Here is a 15,735-nt window from a genome sequence, read left to right as displayed (position 1 = left end):
TTTTCCACTGCAATCATTAACCGATTTCATCTTTCACCGGCGGCATGGTAAGTTTCTTTTTCGTTCTATTGGGGAGAATGGACATGCGTTTGGGTAATTATGTTTTTGATCAGGAAGTGGCGATGCAGCTACTTTACAAGCTCGGCGAGGCCGCGCTTATCCTGATTGTTGTATGGGCACTGGCCAAGGCAGCGAAATGGGCCTTTGCCAAGCTAGTCGACAATGTCAGTTTCTTCCAAAGGAGCACCGGCAGCGGTTCGAGCCTGGGCGAGTCTCTGGGCAAGATTGTCAGCCTGCTTATCTGGCTGCTCGGCCTGCTTGCGATATTGCAGGTGTTCGATCTGGGCGGGGTGATGAGCCCTGTGCAAACGCTGCTCAACAATATCATGGGCTTCATCCCGAACCTTGTCGGGGCCGCGCTGATCTTCTTTGTCGGTCTGATGATCGCCAAGATCGTGCGTGACATCATCATCACTGCGCTGACCACGGTCGATTTCGACAAGTGGGCCAATCGCGGCGGTGTCGATACCGTCACCGGCAACAGCACCATCAGCAAAACGATCGGGACGATCGTTTACTCTCTGATCGTCGTGTTCATCTCGATCCTGGCTCTCGATACGCTGCAACTCGAAAGCGTTTCGGCACCGGCCAGCGATATGCTGCGGATGATCTTCAACGCGATCCCGAACATCATCGGTGCGGCATTGCTGCTGGGCATCGGTTACCTCATCAGCCGCTTCGTCGCCGATGTGCTGCGGGAAGTCCTTGGCGGCCTCGGGGTTGATCGTTCGCTGGGTGCAACCGGCCTCCTGCCCGAAGGCACCACCGCGACCGACATTATCGGCCGCGTTGTCCAGATCGCCATCGTGCTGTTCTTCGCAATTGCTGCGACGCGCCTGCTCGGCTTTCCGGAACTTACCAACATCCTCGACCAGATCCTCGAGCTTGGCGGACGGGTGATATTCGGTGCGGTCGTGATCGGTGTCGGCTTCCTGATCGCAAACCTTCTGGCGAAGGTAGTCAGCGGAACCGACGAAGGATCGATGGCCAGCACCATCGTTCGCTGGGCGACGATCGTCCTCTTCACCTTCATGGGCCTGCAATATACCGGCGTTGGCGAGATCATTACCGAAACAGCGTTTTCGGCAATCGTGATCGGTATGTCGGTGGCAGGCGCCCTGGCGTTCGGCCTTGGCGGCCGCGACTGGGCTGCCCGCAAGCTGGACCAGATGGACGGCACGGAAACCGGCAATCCCCCGAAAGCGAAGAAGAAAGCCGCGCCAAAATCGGACAAGCCGCTCCCACCAGGGGCGTAATGCTGACTGGCCAGCTTTAACAAAGCGGCGAACAACGGTAGGGGCGCAGGGTCATGATCCTGCGCCCCGCTTCTTTGTCCGACATACCTGCTCTGGCCGAACTGGGCCGATCCAGCTTTTGCGCCAAATTCGAACATCTCTATGATGAAGGCGATCTCCAGCCATTCCTGCAGCAAGTGTATTCCATCGAAGGGGTTACCGGAGACTTCAACGAGCCGAACTTCATCTACCGCCTGGCGGAAGATGAAACCGGCCTGATCGGCTATTGCAAGATCGCTATCGAAAGCGGGTACGCCGAACATTCCGATGCCCGCAAACCGATGGGACTATACCAGCTTTACACAGCACCGGACCGCACCGGACAGGGCATTGGCGCTGCTTTGACCGACTGGGCACTGGGAGAGGCCCGTGAGCGCGGCTGTGATGCGGTTCAGCTATCGGTCTACAGCGAGAATTTCGGCGCGCAGAAATTCTACCAGCGCTATGGATTTGCCAAGATCGCCGACATTGAATTCTGGGTCGGCAAGCAATGCGACCATGAATTCCTGTTTGAACTCAGGCTCGATTAAGCGCCGGTTTCCAGAAAATTTCTGACTTCTGCGAATGTGTCTTTCGCCTCCCGCGTGAAGGTAAGCGCCATGAATACATGGGGGCCGCCTTCATATTCTAGCAGACGCGTCGGGACACCTGCAGCACGGGCCTTGGCGGCGAAAGTCCTGCTGTCGACCATGAACACATCGTGCCGCCCCTGGAAAATGGCCATCGGCGGCAGGCCTGAAAGGTCGGCATAAAGCGGACTTGCAACCGGATCATCGAGCGGCCGATCGTGCGCCCACCACTGGCCAAGGACGCGCAGGCTGTCCACTTCCAGCATTACGTCATGCGGTTCTACCCCGCGGGCTGCTTCGTCTCTCATTCCCATGTCGAGCCATGGGGCGAAGGGAATCAGTCTGGCTGGCAATGACTTACCGGCATCGCGGCGCAACAGAGCAGTCGCAATCGCCAGATTGCCTCCCGCGCTGTCACCGCTCAGCGCGATCCGTTCATCGCCCCAATCGGCCTTCACGGCCTCATAGACCTCATCTGCCTGCGCATGGACGGATCGGTAATCGTGTTCCGGCACCACATTGTACAGCGGCACGGATATGCTTGCCCCCGTTGCATCGACCATTGCGGCGACCAGCGGCCAGTGCTCCTTGAACATGGGCAGGAAGAACCCGCCGCCATGAAAATAGATGATGTGCCATTCACCCTTGCCGCCCTTGGGATGAAGTGTGACCACCGGCTGATCTGACGCCGTCCAGCGCTCTACATTGAACCGGGTTTCAAATTTTTCGGGCATGGGCGCATCGACCGGCGCAGGCCGATGCGGGACATTCGCCTGCAACTTTTCAGCGCCCTTGAAATCGCTTTCCTGCCTTCCGACGACCCATTCGCCCAGCCTCATCCTCAGGCTAGGCTTGCTGAAGCGAAGCTCGCAAATATCGTCTTTGGCCAATCTTTTTCTCCCTCTGTGAACAGAGAGAAGACGTTGACGCACGTCAGGTCAAGTGAGCGGAGCCTAGGCCAGACCCGCGATCAGTCCGTTGCGCAGCCAGTTCGCAAGGATCGCTCCCGCCTGCGCGACCCCCTCACCCTCACCCGTCACGCCGACCAGATGGGCGCATACCTCGCCAAAAGTCTGGCCGCCCAGCATCATACACAAGGCTTCGCCTTCGTGCGTATCTGTCAGCATAAACACTGGTTTGAAGCCATCACGCCAGACGGCGCAGTATTGGCCGGCGACAGAGGCACACTTGCCTGCTTCGCCGATACCATCGCCAAGCGAACGCCAAAGGGCGATGATATCGTGGTCAACCCGCCGCACCTCCATGCCGGGCACGAATTTGAAGCGTAGCCGCGCCCATTCGTTTTCGTTGTAGCGGCCCGTCGCTTCGGCGAATGCGGGGCCATCGACTGGCTGCGCATCCGCGGCAACGAAACAGCGGTGCATCGCCCCTTCGAGCCAGGCCAGTTCGGCAACCTCCGGATCATCTGCGAACAATTGCTCGAGCGTGTCTGCAAAGCCATTTCCTGCATCATCCAGCGTCCAGCTGCAGGGCGGGCAGGTTATCAGATGATGCGCAGCCGCGCGGCGAAACGCATCTTCACCGACCCATTTGGCGGTCCGCTCATACGTACCGCGCAGCGCATCGAAGAGCCTTGCCCGGTAAGCATTGCGGTAGATTGCCAGACCTTGTGCATGCCTGCCTGTCCAGCCTTCAGGCAAGGCACTCGTATCGTCGAGGACATGGGCCATGAAGTCCTGCTGCAGATCTGCGATTGTCTGCGCCGACATCAGGCGCCTGCCATCGCGGGACAAGCCCCATCAAACTCGCGCGCTGCATTCAGTTCTGCGAGCAATTCAGGCAAGGGCGGAATGGCGTCGTCCCGCTCGATCATAACCGCCACCGGCCCGGTCATCTCGCGGGTCTTGGCATAAAGCTGCCAAACTTCGTCACATACCGGCTGGTCATGCGTGTCGATCTTGATTTCACCATCGGTATGTCCGGCAAGATGTATCTGGCGCACCCGGTCCATGGGCAGGCCAGCCAGATAGGTTTCCGCTGAAAATCCGTGGTTGTGCGCGCTGACGTAGATGTTGTTCACATCGAGTAGCAGGTAGCAGCCAGTGCGCATCGCCATGGCCGAAATGAACTCCCATTCGGTCATCTCATCTTCGGGAAATGTCAGGTAACTGGACGGGTTTTCAAACAGCATCGGCCGCGAGAGCGTATTCTGCGCGTGATCGATATTGTCGCACACCAGATCAAGCGCCTGGTGCGTATAGGGCATTGGCAGCAGGTCGTGACTGTTGTGCGCGCTGGTCCTGGTCCAGCAGAGATGGTCCGACACCCATAACGGTTCGATCCGGCGCACAAGCCGGTTCAGCGCATCCAGATAATCGCGGTCAAGGCCGTGTGCGGAACCGATCGACATGGATACTCCGTGCATGGCGACCGGCAAATCGGCACGTACATGCTCAAGAATACGCAGGGGATTGCCCCCATCCACCATGAAGTTTTCCGAGATTACCTCAACGAAATCGACAGGTACTCTGCCAGCCTCAAAATCGCGGTAATGGTCCCGGCGCAATCCCAGGCCGTAGCCAGAGAATGGTTCGATTGCGCTCATCCTACGCTCCGTGAAAAAGCGGCCCGGCAGTGTGTGTGTGTGGGGGGGGGGGGTCGGGACTACCGGGCCGCAGCCGAGCAAGCATTCGCTCGATCGGCGGGTTTGATCTAGAGGGTCAGTCGGCGATCAACCGATATCGCCGATCGTGCCGCCCTTGGTCAGGCAATCACCGGCCTTCATTGCCTTGAAGCCGTGACCCTTGCAGGCATTCTGCCCTTTGCAGGCATTTTCAGTCGTCGCGCAGTCTGCATTGCCTGCACAGTCATGCACGCCGTAACAATGGACCGTGTCGCTGGCGCCGATTGCGCGGCCGGAACTGCCGGCAGGTGCGTCAGCAGCGAAAGCGGCGGCGGAAGAAAGAGCGAAAGCTGCTGCGGTCGCAGCGAAGATCGATGTGTTGGTCATCAGGGCATCCTTCAATTCAGTAACGGGATTGTATGTGTCCGTTTCGGACGCTGGGTAATTCGCCCCTCTGCAGCAGAAGGTTACACGCAAAACTTTCATCGGCCCGCTGCAACCAATGTAACCAGACCTGTATTTGCACCGAACTCCTGAGCGTCCCCGGCATGATCGGGGTCCCCCTAAGACATTCAGGAGATATGACATGCACAGCAATGAAATCGGAAAGATCGGCGCCCTCGTTCTGGCCGCCGGAATCAGCGCGGGTCTAGCTATGACCCCGGCTGCGGCTCAAAGCGGCGGCAAGGAAAAATGCTACGGCGTTGCCAAGGCTGGAAAGAACGATTGTGCTGCCGGGCCCGGCACCAGCTGCGCCGGCACTTCGACCCGCGATTATCAGGGCAACGCCTGGAAGCTGGTCGACAAGGGTTCCTGCGAAACGATCAAGACGCCCAAGGGCAAAGGCTCTCTGAAGCCGATCAAGCGCTAAGCAAAGCGCCCCAACAAGCACGTAGCCAGCAAGGGATTTGAGCGATGCAGCGTTTGACCATGGTATATGACCGGACAACCCGGATTCTTTCCGGCAGGCTGATTGAAAGCCTGGCGCTGCTGCTCAACCGGCTGGCGCTGGCAGGGGTATTCTGGCGTTCAGCCAGGACCAAGATTACCGAAGGCACCATCCTGCAAATCGACGAGACGCAATATTACCTGTTCGAGGAATTCGGCCTGCCGATCCCCACCGATATTGCCGTTCCGTTGACTGCCTATGCGGAACACTTCCTGCCCGTGCTGGTCGCGTTGGGTATTGGCACCCGCATCGGTGCGGCGGGGCTTCTCGCCATGACGATGGTGATCCAGCTGCTGGTATTCCCCGAGGCGTGGTGGCCGGTCCATGCCCTGTGGGCAGCGATGGCTCTGATCCTCATTTCCCGCGGTGCCGGTATCTTTTCGCTGGATGCGATTGTAACCAGACTGCGCGATCAGGCGAAACGCTAGGCAGGCGATAGGTACAGGAGCGGGACCCGTGATTGCAGACGAACAGACCTTGGCCCGCCTGATGGCCTCATCCCAGCAGGGCGACAAGCAGTCGTACAGCGTATTGCTGACCGAGGTGCAGCTCTGGCTGGAGCGATATTTCCGGCGTCGCTGCGCCCCTGCACAAATGGATGACCTTGTGCAGGAGGTAATGATGGCCGTTCATAAAAAACGTGCCACTTATGACCCTGCCCGGCCATTCCTGCCCTGGCTTGCGGCAATTGCCCGCTATCGCTGGGTCGATCATCTGCGCAAAGTATACCGCAGCGCCGAGGATGCGCTGGAAGACTACGATGCGCCTGAGGACAGTGAAGAGGAAGCAGTGCTGGCCCGTCTTAGCCTGGATCGGATGTTTGGCCGCATTCCGGCAAAACAGGCCAGCGCAATCGAGATGGTCAAGATCGAGGGACTGTCGATCAGGGAAGCGGCAACGCGAACTGGCCAATCGGAATCCGCAGTCAAAGTGAATATCCATCGCGGGCTGAAAAAGCTGTCCGCGCTTATCGAGAAGGCAGAATAACGATGAATAGGGTGCCCAATCCCCTGATCGAACAAATGGCAAACGAGCTGGAGCCAGTGCGCGCCTTGCGCTTTCGCGACGGTGCATTGCTGGTCGGTCTGGCCGTGATCATAACAGTGCTGGGCGTCGAACTGCTCGACGGGATCTGGCGCGGGATCGCAGCGGGAGAAGCGTCTCCGTTTTTCCTTATTGCCAACGGACTGCTGCTGGTGCTCGGCTGCGCCAGTGCGAACAGCGTGATCGGGATGGCAACCCCGCAAGTCGGCAACCGCCATGACGGACCCGGATGGGCGATGGCGATGGCAGCGGTGCTTCCGCTGGCCGCGTTCGTCACCTTGTTGGGCCATGATCACCCGGTGGCAGCTTTGCAGGATCCTTACGGGCTGGGATGCTTCGCTTCCGGAATGGCTGCGTCCATCCTGACTGCCGGCGCACTGATCCTGTGGCTTCGCCGGGGTGCCCCGGTTTCGCCAAAACTTGCAGGATTGCACATCGGTGTGGCGGCAACTGCGCTAGGCTCCGCCGCCTATGGCCTTGCCTGCCCGATCGACACGGTCAGCCACCTGGGTTTGTGGCACGCCGCGCCGGTGCTGGCCGGGGCCGTAATCGGGATGTTTGCCCTTCCCCCATTGCTCCGCTGGTGACGGCCAGAGGCATCCCTAGTGCCGCGTTAACCAGATGCGAACCATCCGTGCAGAGCGATGCTTCATAATTGCCGCCTAGTGGGTCGGGAATGAACCCCGTCACTTCTCGGAAGATCCCCCTCTTCAGCTCCAGCGACAGCGAAACAGGACCGGTAGACCGGATCCTCGATGCTGTCAGAAATCATCTCGGCCTCGAGATCGCATTCGTTTCCCGTTACGTCGATGAGGACCGGGAATTGATGAATGTCAGCAGCGATCTGGACCTTCCGATGGGCCCGGGTTTCCGCGAGCCGCGCGAAAATTCCTATTGCTGGCATATTCTGCAGGGCACGCTGCCGGAACTGATACAGGATCCGGCAGATTTCCCTTTCACAAATGAGCTCGCAATCACCGAAATGCTGCCCGTCGGCTGCCATTTGAACGTACCGCTCAAACTGTCGGACGGTTCGATCTATGGCAGTTTCTGCGCATTGAGCAGGCTGCCGGACCGAAGCATGGGCGAACGTGATCTTGGCGTGGTCAAGGCGTTTGCCCAATTGGCGGCGGAACAGATCGAAGTGACGCTGGAACAGGATGTCAGGCGATCCGCGCTGGAAAGCACGATCAGTCAATTGATTGCCGGACAGCGTCTGACGATTCTGCATCAGCCGATCCATATGCTGGACGGCGACCGCGCCGCAGGCGTCGAATGCCTTGCACGGTTTCCCGATGCGAAGACGCGTGGGCCAGATGCATGGTTCGGCGAGGCTGACGAGGTTGGCTTGGGTATCGAGCTGGAAATGCTGGCCGTGCGCTCTGCTCTGGAAACGCTGCCTTACGTTCCCCACGGATTCTACATGTCAGTCAACGCTTCCCCCGCGACGATTATCTCCGGCGCGCTGGAGCAGGCGCTGAACGAGAGCGATGGTGACCGACTGGTCATCGAAGTGACAGAGCACCAGCAGGTAGAGGATTTCACTGCCCTGAAGGAAGCCCTTCGCCGCATCGGGCCAAAAGCGCGCATCGCAATCGACGATGTTGGCGCAGGTTATGCAGGGCTGCGCCATATCGTCGATCTGGAACCCGACATTCTCAAACTCGACATGAGCCTGACTCGCGACATCCACCGTGATCCGGCCCGCCGCGCGCTGGCATCGGCACTGGTAGCTTTCAGCAAGCAGATCGGCAGCACATTGATCGCGGAAGGTGTCGAGAATTGCGACGAACGCGACACGCTGAAGTCACTCGGCGTGAAATACGGTCAGGGTTATTTCTATAGCCGCCCGCTTCCGGTGGTCGCTTCGCAGCAATGGTTGATGAAGACCGAGGGCGGGCGCGGCGACAATGTCGAGATCCGCAAACCGCGCGATATTGCCTTCGATAATGGCGTAGAAGTCGGTCAGCTAAGGCTTAGCGCCTGAACCTTCAGAGCCACTTCCATTTCCAGAAGAACACGATTTGCGCGGCGATAATCGTGACACACAGGGCCACAACGACCCAGAACGCATCGGCATCGTTCATGCCGGGCATTCCGCCAACATTGATACCGAGTAGCCCGGTCAGAAAGCCCAGCGGCAGGAAGATCGCCGCAACAATCGTAAGCAGGTAATTCGTCCTTTCCGAACTGGCCACTGCGCGCGCCCGCAATTCATCCATCAACACGACCGCGCTTTCCTTGCTGATGTCGATGTCGTCGAGATAGCGGCGCAGGCGGGCGATAGTTTCGGCAATTTCGCGTCGGTCGTGATCTTCGAACCATGCCGGGGCTTCGCGGCTGATAGCCTCGAATGCCACATGCTGTGGCCCCATGTGGCGCTGCAAACCCAGGCAATTCCGCCGGATGACCGCAATCTTCACCAGCATGGATTCGGCCTCGGCCTCGGGGTCCGAAGCCTCCAGCAGGTCGATATGGTCGTTCATGTCGACGATCGACGCGTTCATGCGGGCAATCATGTTTTCGGTTAGCGATGTAATCAGCGCCCCGGCATCGCTGGGTCCGCTGCCCCGATCAATTTCCGCCAGCGTATCGCGCGGGGTCTGGAGCGGATCGCGGCGCAGTGTAATCAGCCGCTGGCCGTCGCTCCACAGCTGCATGGAAACCATGTCTTCCGGCTCCGCACCAGGGTTGAAGTTGATCCCCCTCAGCGTCGCCACCAGCGTATTGCCTTCGCGGAATGCACGCGGCCGGGTTGCATCGCTGGTGAGCAGTTCCGCCGTTGGCTCAGGGACATCCATCTGATCCTGCAGCCATTTGTAAACACCGGGCTTGTTGCGGCACAAATGAACCCACAGCACTTCGCCGTCAGCCTCGGGCTCCCAGTGGCCGACCTCGTCCCATTCGATCCGGCGGCCGCCGCCGCGTCCGTCGAGTACCCGCCCGAACAATAGCGGAGTTTCAGCGAAATTATTGTTCTGGTCGGTGGCTTGGATCATGCGCGCTTTTTGCGCAGATCGCCGCACGGCGCAATCGGCCATCAGCTGCGAAAGGGCCGAATTTGCCATTACATGAGCCGCCGGATGTGCACGCACGCCGATGAAAGCTGTCGCAAATTCGTAGGAAAGCCTCCATATGCCGATCAGCAACTGCCCTGTGCAGTTCGATCCGTTTTAGCGTAGACACGTGCCACATACTCTTCATGTGACAGACAAAGAGCCAGCAGGATGAATGAAATACGCCCTTGGCGCACCATAGAACGCCGGAAATGCCGCCAGATCATGGTCGGCGACACGCCGGTTGGCGGCGATGCCCCGATCACGGTCCAGACGATGACCAACACGCCGACCGAGGACGCGGTGGCAACTCTCGACCAGATACGGCGTTGCGAAGATGCCGGCGCCGATATTATTCGCGTATCCTGTCCGACCAAGGAAGCGACCGACGCGTTTGGCAAAATTACCAAGGCAGCACGCATTCCGATCGTGGCGGACATCCACTTTCACTATAAACGCGCGCTCGAGGCGGCCGATGCAGGCGCCGCCTGCCTTCGCATCAATCCGGGCAATATCGGATCGAACGAACGCGTCGCCGAAGTTGTGCGTGCAGCGAAGGCAAACGGCTGCGCGATCCGCATCGGGGTGAATGCCGGCAGTCTCGAAAAACACTTGCTGGAAAAATACGGCGAACCCTGCCCCGAGGCACTGGTCGAAAGCGCGCTTGATCATATCAAGTTGCTGCAGGACCACGATTTCCATGAATTCAAGGTCGCGGTAAAAGCAAGCGATGTGTTTCTGGCCGTAGCTGCGTATCAGCAGCTGGCCGATACCGTTGATTGCCCGCTCCACCTCGGGATCACGGAAGCCGGCGGGCTGATCGGCGGGACGGTCAAATCCAGCATCGGGATGGGCAACCTGCTGTGGGCCGGTATCGGCGACACCATCCGCGTATCGTTGTCGGCTGAGCCTGAAGAAGAAGTGCGTGTCGGCTTTGAAATGCTGAAAGCGCTGGGCCTGCGCACCCGCGGGGTTCGGGTGGTTTCCTGCCCCAGCTGCGCACGCCAGGGTTTCGACGTAATCCGCACCGTTCAGGCGCTGGAAGAACGGCTTCAGCATATCAAGACACCGCTATCGCTGTCGGTCCTTGGCTGCGTAGTCAACGGACCGGGTGAAGCGCGCGAAACCGACATCGGGCTGACCGGCGGCGGCAACGGCAAGCACATGGTTTATCTGTCAGGCGTGACCGATCACACTGTGCAGAGCGCCGACATGCTCGACCACATCGTCGACCTGGTCGAGGCGAAGGCCGCCGCGCTGGAGGCGGAAGCTGAACAACAAGCAGTTGCCGCTGAATAATGGGCGCAGTCTTCAAACGCTTCGCCGAGGTCCTGCGTGACGGGATATCATTGTTCTGGATCGCACCGCTGATCGCTGCTCTGGCTGTCGTACCCGAGTTCATCCAGCATGTGGCCGAAATCAACATCGGCATGTTTGCCAGCAAGGAAGCGTTCAATTCGCTCGCTTCGGATCCCCGGCGCATGGTCTGGGGCGTGCTGAAAATCGTCGGCCTGTTTCTGTGCATCATGGCAGCCGCACGGTTCTGGGGCGCACGGGATCGCGGCCAGAAATGGTGGGATGTACGCGGCCTGGCGTGGCGCAATTTCTGGATCGCGATTGTCCTCCTCGTGATTACGGCAATTCCCGGTTTGGTTTTGCCGTCGATCACCAGCAAACAGGTCAGCGACGTGGTCAGCATAGTCATCGGCATCGCTACATTGCCGCTGCTTGCCCTGCTGATTGCAGGCCTGATCGGCGACAGGGACACCGGCCTCGCGGCGATCTATCGTTCGGGCTGGCTTGCTACCCTGCGAATTCTGATCTTCGCCGCTGCCGTATGGGTGCCGCTGCAATGGCTTCATGAACTCAATCACCAATGGGCGATGGGGCAGAGTGCTGCTGCGGTCTGGGCATTGATGGTATTCGATTCCCTGGTCGTCGGCGCACTGGCGATGCTGGCAGGCACGGCAATGCACCATGGATACGTCCTCCGGAGAACAAAGGAATAGCTAATGAGCGCGGATTTCGAGACCGATTACCTTGTTGTCGGCGCTGGTGCGGTCGGCCTCGCTTTCGTTGATGCGCTGCTTGACGAAGATCCCGACTGCCATGTGACGATCGTGGACATGCACGCCAAGCCGGGTGGACACTGGAACGACGCCTATTCCTTTGTCGCCCTGCATCAACCAAGCGCATTCTACGGCGTTAATTCCTTGGAATTCGGCGACGATGTGGTGGATTCGCACGGTCCGAACAAGGGGCTCTACCCGCTTGCAAGCGGCGCTGAAGTCTCTGCCTATTTCACACACCTGATGAACCGGCGCCTGCTGCCGTCCGGTCGCGTCTCTTACCATCCCCTGTCCCGGTATGACGGGGATGGTTCAGATGGCCATGCCGCATTTGATTCGATTCTTTCCGGCAAACGGACGAACGTGAAGGTGCGCAAGAAAACCGTCGATGCCACGTTTTACAAGACATCGGTCCCGTCCACCCACAAGCGCCAGTTCGGCGTTGCTCCAGGAACCCCGATGGCAATTCCCGGCGACCTGCCCGATCTGTGGAAACGGGGCAACGACCTGCCAGCCCATTATGCAATCCTGGGCGCGGGCAAGACTGCCATGGATGCAGGCGTATGGTTGCTACAAGCCGGTGTCGATCCTGACGATATCACCTGGGTTCGCCCGCGCGATTCCTGGTTGATAAACCGGACCTACACGCAGCCGGGGCCGGATTTCTTTGAAAAGGTCGTCGAAAACCAGATTGCCCAACTGAACGCTGCGGCAGAGGCAAAGACCGGCGATGAAATGTTCGAATTGCTGGGCCGCGGCGGATATATGCTTCGTATCGACGAAGACGTGAAGCCGGAGATGTTCCACTACGCCACGATTTCGGAAGGCGAGATCGATCTGCTGCGCCAGATCAAGAATGTCGTACGTAAAGGCCGGGTAACATCGGTTGAACCGGGCAAGATTGTGTTTGCGGATGATGAACATTCTGTGCCTGGCAACACGCTGTTTATCGATTGCACGGCAACCGCTGTGCCGTTCGATGACACCCGCCAGCATGGGCCGCAGTTCCGCGGAGATACGATCGTGTTGCAACCTTTGCATGTTCCGCTAGTGACCTTCAGCGCGGCATTGACTGCATTTCTGGAGGTGCATTTCGGCGATGACGAGACAAAGAACCGGCTTGGCGTCCCTGCCCCGCTCACCGATACGCCAAACACCTATCCGCTGGGGATGCTCACCAATTTCATGAACCGCGGGGCTTGGTCGCAAAATCCGAAGATCGCAGCCTGGCTGGCGAAATCCCGGCTGGACCCAACTGGTACAACCTTCGCCAAAATGATGGCAGAGGGGGATACCAGGCTTGCTGTGATGGGCGGCTTTCAGGCGGCGATCGAGACCGGTATTCCGGGTCTGCAGCGGCTTGCCGAAGCGGCGCAGGCGGAACATCAGCCGCGATGAGAGGCTCCTTGCTTGCCGCTGCTCTGTTCGCGCTCACACTCGCAGGGTGCGCCTCCACTGGTACGCAGATGACCGCTGCTTCAGGCAGTGAAAAACATCCCGAAGCAAGGCTGTACGATGCCAGCCGCAATGCAGCGGCCGATGTCGACGCCGCGCTTTCGCGGGCACGCAGTTCCGGCAACCACATCCTGATCGTGCTGGGCGCAAATTGGTGTCACGATAGCCGGGCCTTCGCCGGGTGGACCGAAACCCCCCGGTTCAAGGAATTGCTCGGCTATCATTACGAAACCGTATTTGTGAATGTCGGCATGCCGCAGACAGGTGACGGACATAACATCGAAATTGCGAGGCGTTTCGGTATCGATGAAATCGTGGGCACTCCGACTGTCCTGATCCTGTCCCCTTCCGGCAGTCTGCTGAATGGCGAGACCGCCGGATCCTGGCGCAACGCCGCCAGCCGCACCGAACAATCGATTTACGAGGAGCTGGCAGGTTACATCCAGCACGATCCAGAGGTAGTGGCTGAGTGAACCGGCAATACGAGCTGAAGCTGATGGCTTACGAGCCATATTGGCGCGAATTGCTTGGCGCCTGGCTTCTTTCCATCCTCCTGCTGGCCTTGATCAAGGCCGTGCTGATCTGGATGCGCAAACCCAAGCCCGGCGAATTTGCCAGGTTACTTGGCCTCCCTTTTACATTGGCAATTTTTCTCCTTCCAGCGTTGGCATGTTTCCTCGGCGCGCTGCGCGCGCTCAATGACCATGGTTTCGCAGCGGCCATGGCTGTCATGATCGGCGGTCCGCTGCTGGCCATTTTCGCCGCCTACAAATTGCAGACATTTCTCATCTGGCTGCTCACAGGGTTTGGGCAATGGCCGCGCGAGCCCCGGCCCCGCCAACCTGCGGTGCCGCCACCCGCCGGATCAGTGCCCACAATCGACGGCAAACCGATTTCACTGGATTAGCCGTGCTGCACGTCGTCCATCGTGCCGATTACATGGCGCCGCCACCGGAACGCGGCACGTTCAAATTCGACAAATACCAGCTCGTGATGATCGCCTTACGCGAATTTGCGCCTGACCACGGGGTCGCCCTGGTCGAACATGCCCCCGAACCGATGGCTCGCGAATGGCTGGAGGCTGTCCACTGCCCTGCCTATGTCGACCAGGTTTTCAGCGCCAGCGTTCCAAAGGACAAGGAACGCCGGATCGGCTTTCCCGTAACTCCGCATATCGCCAGCCGGGTACGCCATACAAATGGCGGAACATGGCTGGCCGCGCAGCTCGCTTTGGAGCACGGTTTTGCGGCGAACAGTGCGGCGGGCAGCCATCACGCTTTGCATGAAACAGGCGCGGGATACTGTGTGTTCAACGATCTGGCTGTCGCAGCCAATCGGCTGATCGCAGAAGGCACTGCAAAGCGCGTGCTGATTGCCGACTGCGATGTACACCAGGGTGACGGCACCGCCAGCCTGACCGCCGGGCGAGACGACATCTTCACCCTGTCTTTCCATGCGGAAAAGAACTTCCCTGTGCGCAAGGCGCGTTCTGACCTCGATATTGCCCTTCCCGACAAGGCTGGCGACGCCGAATATCTCGCTGCCCTCAACCGCCATTTGCCCGAGGTGCTCGACAGTTTTCGGCCCGACCTTGTGCTCTATCAAGCCGGGGTCGATCCGCACGAAGACGACCGTCTGGGCCGCCTTTCCCTCACCGACAAGGGGCTGGACATGCGCGACAGGTATGTCGTGGGGACGATACGGCAACGCGGCATTCCGGTCGCCAGCGTACTGGGCGGCGGCTACGGCAATGATCAAAGGGCGGTCGCTGATCGTCACGCAAGGTCGATGCTGGCCATGGCAGACGAGAACCGCCGCATTACACCGCGCTGACACAACGGTTCGGCCCTTTCCCGTTCACCTGCCAGCTACCTCAAATTATGCTATACGGTGGATATGAACAGACGAGATCTCATCAAAGGTACTTTGGCAGCCGGTGCCGCGCTGGCTGTCCCCGCTCGCTTGCCTGCACAGGTTCGCGCCGGGCTTCCGCGTGATGCAAAGCTGGCAGAAATCGCCAAGCGGGCGCAGGCCAAGGCTGGCGATATGCTGTGGGCGAATGACTATGTCGGCATCGCAGATTTCGGGCTGAAATCGACAGAGCCGCGCTTCCATTTCGTAAATCTGGAGGCTGGCGAGGTGAAATCCTATCTTGTCACGCATGGTGACGGCTCAGATCCGGAGCATGATGGCTGGCTGAACTGGTTTTCCAACGTTCATGGGTCGCACTGCACCAGCAAGGGGACCTATGCGACCTTTGGCTGGTACACTGGTCGCTATGGCACCTCGATCCGTCTCGAAGGTCTAGATGCGACGAATTCCAACGCTCTCGACCGTGCAATCGTCATGCACAGGGCCAATTATGCGGAGCGTCAGCATCTTGAGAAATGGGGCCGTCTTGGCCGCTCGAATGGCTGTTTTGCGATGGGCGACGCGGAATTCAAACTGGCGCTGCTGCAACTTGGCGGCGGCCGGGTAATCCACGCCGATAGCCTGGGTTTGCAGGCAGACGGCACGGTGGTCACGCCGCCGACAATCGACGAGCCTGCCGATATCGAGATCCTGCAGCGCGATCTGCCCACCGGCATCGAACAATCTAACCCCGGCGTTTATTGACACCGGGATATCCTGAACCGGCGGCCATCAAGACCGCC

General features: G+C 59.2%; 19 protein-coding genes. 14 read left to right on the top strand and 5 right to left on the bottom strand.

The genetic code is table 11. The annotated features are described in order from the left end of the window. Positions 1-83: 83 nt before the first annotated feature. Together PO778_RS13325 and PO778_RS13320 are read left to right on the top strand one after the other, a co-directional pair. Positions 84-1,316 carry a mechanosensitive ion channel gene (locus tag PO778_RS13325; RefSeq protein WP_160730790.1) on the top strand — a complete coding sequence of 411 codons (1,233 nt, stop codon included), beginning with the start codon at positions 84-86 and terminating at the stop codon, positions 1,314-1,316. Positions 1,317-1,369: 53 nt separating this feature from the next. Further along, positions 1,370-1,885 (top strand): GNAT family N-acetyltransferase, encoded by a 516-nt coding sequence (locus PO778_RS13320; RefSeq protein ID WP_160730791.1) that lies wholly within the window; start codon positions 1,370-1,372, stop codon positions 1,883-1,885. Here the strand turns inward: PO778_RS13320 and PO778_RS13315 are convergent. The 4 genes from PO778_RS13315 to bufA2 form a co-directional block, all read right to left on the bottom strand. Continuing rightward, the gene (locus tag PO778_RS13315) at positions 1,882-2,814 is read right to left on the bottom strand and encodes an alpha/beta hydrolase (RefSeq protein WP_271439986.1); all 933 of its coding nucleotides are present in this window, start codon (positions 2,812-2,814) and stop codon (positions 1,882-1,884) included. The two genes, PO778_RS13320 and PO778_RS13315, sit on opposite strands and share 4 nt — an antisense overlap. Positions 2,815-2,877: 63 nt before the next feature. After that, positions 2,878-3,654: an HvfC/BufC N-terminal domain-containing protein gene (locus tag PO778_RS13310; protein ID WP_271439985.1), complete on the bottom strand. Its 777-nt coding sequence runs from the start codon at positions 3,652-3,654 to the stop codon at positions 2,878-2,880. Beyond that, positions 3,654-4,490, bottom strand: coding sequence for an MNIO family bufferin maturase (bufB, locus tag PO778_RS13305; RefSeq protein WP_271439984.1), 837 nt, complete (start codon positions 4,488-4,490; stop codon positions 3,654-3,656). Before bufB ends, PO778_RS13310 begins: the two co-directional genes overlap by 1 nt. A 126-nt stretch (positions 4,491-4,616) precedes the next feature. Beyond that, positions 4,617-4,895, bottom strand: a complete 279-nt coding sequence (gene bufA2, locus PO778_RS13300) for a BufA2 family periplasmic bufferin-type metallophore (protein ID WP_160730794.1) — start codon at positions 4,893-4,895, stop codon at positions 4,617-4,619. Between the two features lie 199 nt (positions 4,896-5,094). Between bufA2 and PO778_RS13295 the strand changes: the two genes are divergently transcribed. The 5 genes from PO778_RS13295 to PO778_RS13275 all read left to right on the top strand — a co-directional run bounded on the left by PO778_RS13295 (position 5,095) and on the right by PO778_RS13275 (position 8,488). Next, a complete protein-coding gene (locus PO778_RS13295) occupies positions 5,095-5,379 on the top strand; it encodes a BufA1 family periplasmic bufferin-type metallophore (protein WP_160730795.1) in 285 nt (94 codons plus the stop codon). 44 nt (positions 5,380-5,423) lie between these two features. Next, on the top strand, positions 5,424-5,885 hold the full coding sequence (locus PO778_RS13290) for a DoxX family protein (RefSeq protein WP_271439983.1): 462 nt from the start codon (positions 5,424-5,426) through the stop codon (positions 5,883-5,885). Between the two features lie 28 nt (positions 5,886-5,913). Beyond that, positions 5,914-6,444 (top strand): sigma-70 family RNA polymerase sigma factor, encoded by a 531-nt coding sequence (locus PO778_RS13285; protein ID WP_160730797.1) that lies wholly within the window; start codon positions 5,914-5,916, stop codon positions 6,442-6,444. Between the two features lie 2 nt (positions 6,445-6,446). After that, positions 6,447-7,088, top strand: a complete 642-nt coding sequence (locus PO778_RS13280; protein WP_160730798.1) for an NrsF family protein — start codon at positions 6,447-6,449, stop codon at positions 7,086-7,088. Positions 7,089-7,177: 89 nt separating this feature from the next. Next, positions 7,178-8,488: a sensor domain-containing phosphodiesterase gene (locus PO778_RS13275; RefSeq protein WP_160730799.1), complete on the top strand. Its 1,311-nt coding sequence runs from the start codon at positions 7,178-7,180 to the stop codon at positions 8,486-8,488. A 4-nt stretch (positions 8,489-8,492) separates the two neighbouring features. On the opposite strand, the gene PO778_RS13270 is transcribed toward PO778_RS13275, so the two are convergent. After that, positions 8,493-9,500, bottom strand: a complete 1,008-nt coding sequence (locus PO778_RS13270; protein ID WP_271439982.1) for a zinc transporter ZntB — start codon at positions 9,498-9,500, stop codon at positions 8,493-8,495. Between the two features lie 228 nt (positions 9,501-9,728). On the opposite strand from PO778_RS13270, the gene ispG reads away from it, so the two are divergent. The 7 genes from ispG to PO778_RS13235 all read left to right on the top strand — a co-directional run bounded on the left by ispG (position 9,729) and on the right by PO778_RS13235 (position 15,697). After that, a complete protein-coding gene (gene ispG, locus PO778_RS13265) occupies positions 9,729-10,856 on the top strand; it encodes a flavodoxin-dependent (E)-4-hydroxy-3-methylbut-2-enyl-diphosphate synthase (protein WP_160730801.1) in 1,128 nt (375 codons plus the stop codon). Then, complete coding sequence (locus tag PO778_RS13260; RefSeq protein WP_160730802.1) at positions 10,856-11,566, top strand: hypothetical protein; 711 nt, start codon at positions 10,856-10,858, stop codon at positions 11,564-11,566. The genes ispG and PO778_RS13260 overlap by 1 nt, the downstream gene beginning before the upstream one ends. Before the next feature lie 3 nt (positions 11,567-11,569). After that, positions 11,570-13,024: an NAD(P)-binding protein gene (locus tag PO778_RS13255; protein WP_271439981.1), complete on the top strand. Its 1,455-nt coding sequence runs from the start codon at positions 11,570-11,572 to the stop codon at positions 13,022-13,024. Next, a complete protein-coding gene (locus PO778_RS13250) occupies positions 13,021-13,554 on the top strand; it encodes a thioredoxin family protein (protein ID WP_160730804.1) in 534 nt (177 codons plus the stop codon). Before PO778_RS13255 ends, PO778_RS13250 begins: the two co-directional genes overlap by 4 nt. Next, positions 13,551-13,988, top strand: a complete 438-nt coding sequence (locus tag PO778_RS13245; protein ID WP_271439980.1) for a hypothetical protein — start codon at positions 13,551-13,553, stop codon at positions 13,986-13,988. Before PO778_RS13250 ends, PO778_RS13245 begins: the two co-directional genes overlap by 4 nt. A 32-nt stretch (positions 13,989-14,020) precedes the next feature. Then, positions 14,021-14,914 (top strand): histone deacetylase family protein, encoded by an 894-nt coding sequence (locus tag PO778_RS13240; RefSeq protein WP_271439979.1) that lies wholly within the window; start codon positions 14,021-14,023, stop codon positions 14,912-14,914. 63 nt (positions 14,915-14,977) lie between these two features. Next, complete coding sequence (locus PO778_RS13235; protein WP_271439978.1) at positions 14,978-15,697, top strand: murein L,D-transpeptidase catalytic domain-containing protein; 720 nt, start codon at positions 14,978-14,980, stop codon at positions 15,695-15,697. The last annotated feature ends 38 nt before the right edge of the window (positions 15,698-15,735 follow it).

Source organism: Pontixanthobacter luteolus (assembly GCF_947494915.1).
In the GTDB taxonomy this organism is placed as follows: Bacteria; Pseudomonadota; Alphaproteobacteria; order Sphingomonadales; family Sphingomonadaceae; genus Pontixanthobacter; species Pontixanthobacter luteolus.
This window is presented reverse-complemented; position numbering and strand designations above follow the sequence as displayed.

Bases quoted from the DNA above. Each gene is read 5' to 3' on its own strand.
- PO778_RS13325 (WP_160730790.1), top strand. From the start codon at position 84: ATGCGTTTGGGTAATTATGTTTTTGATCAGGAAGTGGCGATGCAGCTA.
- PO778_RS13320 (WP_160730791.1), top strand. From the start codon at position 1,370: ATGATCCTGCGCCCCGCTTCTTTGTCCGACATACCTGCTCTGGCCGAA.
- PO778_RS13310 (WP_271439985.1), bottom strand. From the start codon at position 3,654: ATGTCGGCGCAGACAATCGCAGATCTGCAGCAGGACTTCATGGCCCAT.
- bufB (WP_271439984.1), bottom strand. From the start codon at position 4,490: ATGAGCGCAATCGAACCATTCTCTGGCTACGGCCTGGGATTGCGCCGG.
- bufA2 (WP_160730794.1), bottom strand. From the start codon at position 4,895: ATGACCAACACATCGATCTTCGCTGCGACCGCAGCAGCTTTCGCTCTT.
- PO778_RS13295 (WP_160730795.1), top strand. From the start codon at position 5,095: ATGCACAGCAATGAAATCGGAAAGATCGGCGCCCTCGTTCTGGCCGCC.
- PO778_RS13290 (WP_271439983.1), top strand. From the start codon at position 5,424: ATGCAGCGTTTGACCATGGTATATGACCGGACAACCCGGATTCTTTCC.
- PO778_RS13280 (WP_160730798.1), top strand. From the start codon at position 6,447: ATGAATAGGGTGCCCAATCCCCTGATCGAACAAATGGCAAACGAGCTG.
- PO778_RS13275 (WP_160730799.1), top strand. From the start codon at position 7,178: ATGAACCCCGTCACTTCTCGGAAGATCCCCCTCTTCAGCTCCAGCGAC.
- PO778_RS13270 (WP_271439982.1), bottom strand. From the start codon at position 9,500: ATGATCCAAGCCACCGACCAGAACAATAATTTCGCTGAAACTCCGCTA.
- ispG (WP_160730801.1), top strand. From the start codon at position 9,729: ATGAATGAAATACGCCCTTGGCGCACCATAGAACGCCGGAAATGCCGC.
- PO778_RS13260 (WP_160730802.1), top strand. From the start codon at position 10,856: ATGGGCGCAGTCTTCAAACGCTTCGCCGAGGTCCTGCGTGACGGGATA.
- PO778_RS13255 (WP_271439981.1), top strand. From the start codon at position 11,570: ATGAGCGCGGATTTCGAGACCGATTACCTTGTTGTCGGCGCTGGTGCG.
- PO778_RS13250 (WP_160730804.1), top strand. From the start codon at position 13,021: ATGAGAGGCTCCTTGCTTGCCGCTGCTCTGTTCGCGCTCACACTCGCA.
- PO778_RS13240 (WP_271439979.1), top strand. From the start codon at position 14,021: ATGGCGCCGCCACCGGAACGCGGCACGTTCAAATTCGACAAATACCAG.
- PO778_RS13235 (WP_271439978.1), top strand. From the start codon at position 14,978: ATGAACAGACGAGATCTCATCAAAGGTACTTTGGCAGCCGGTGCCGCG.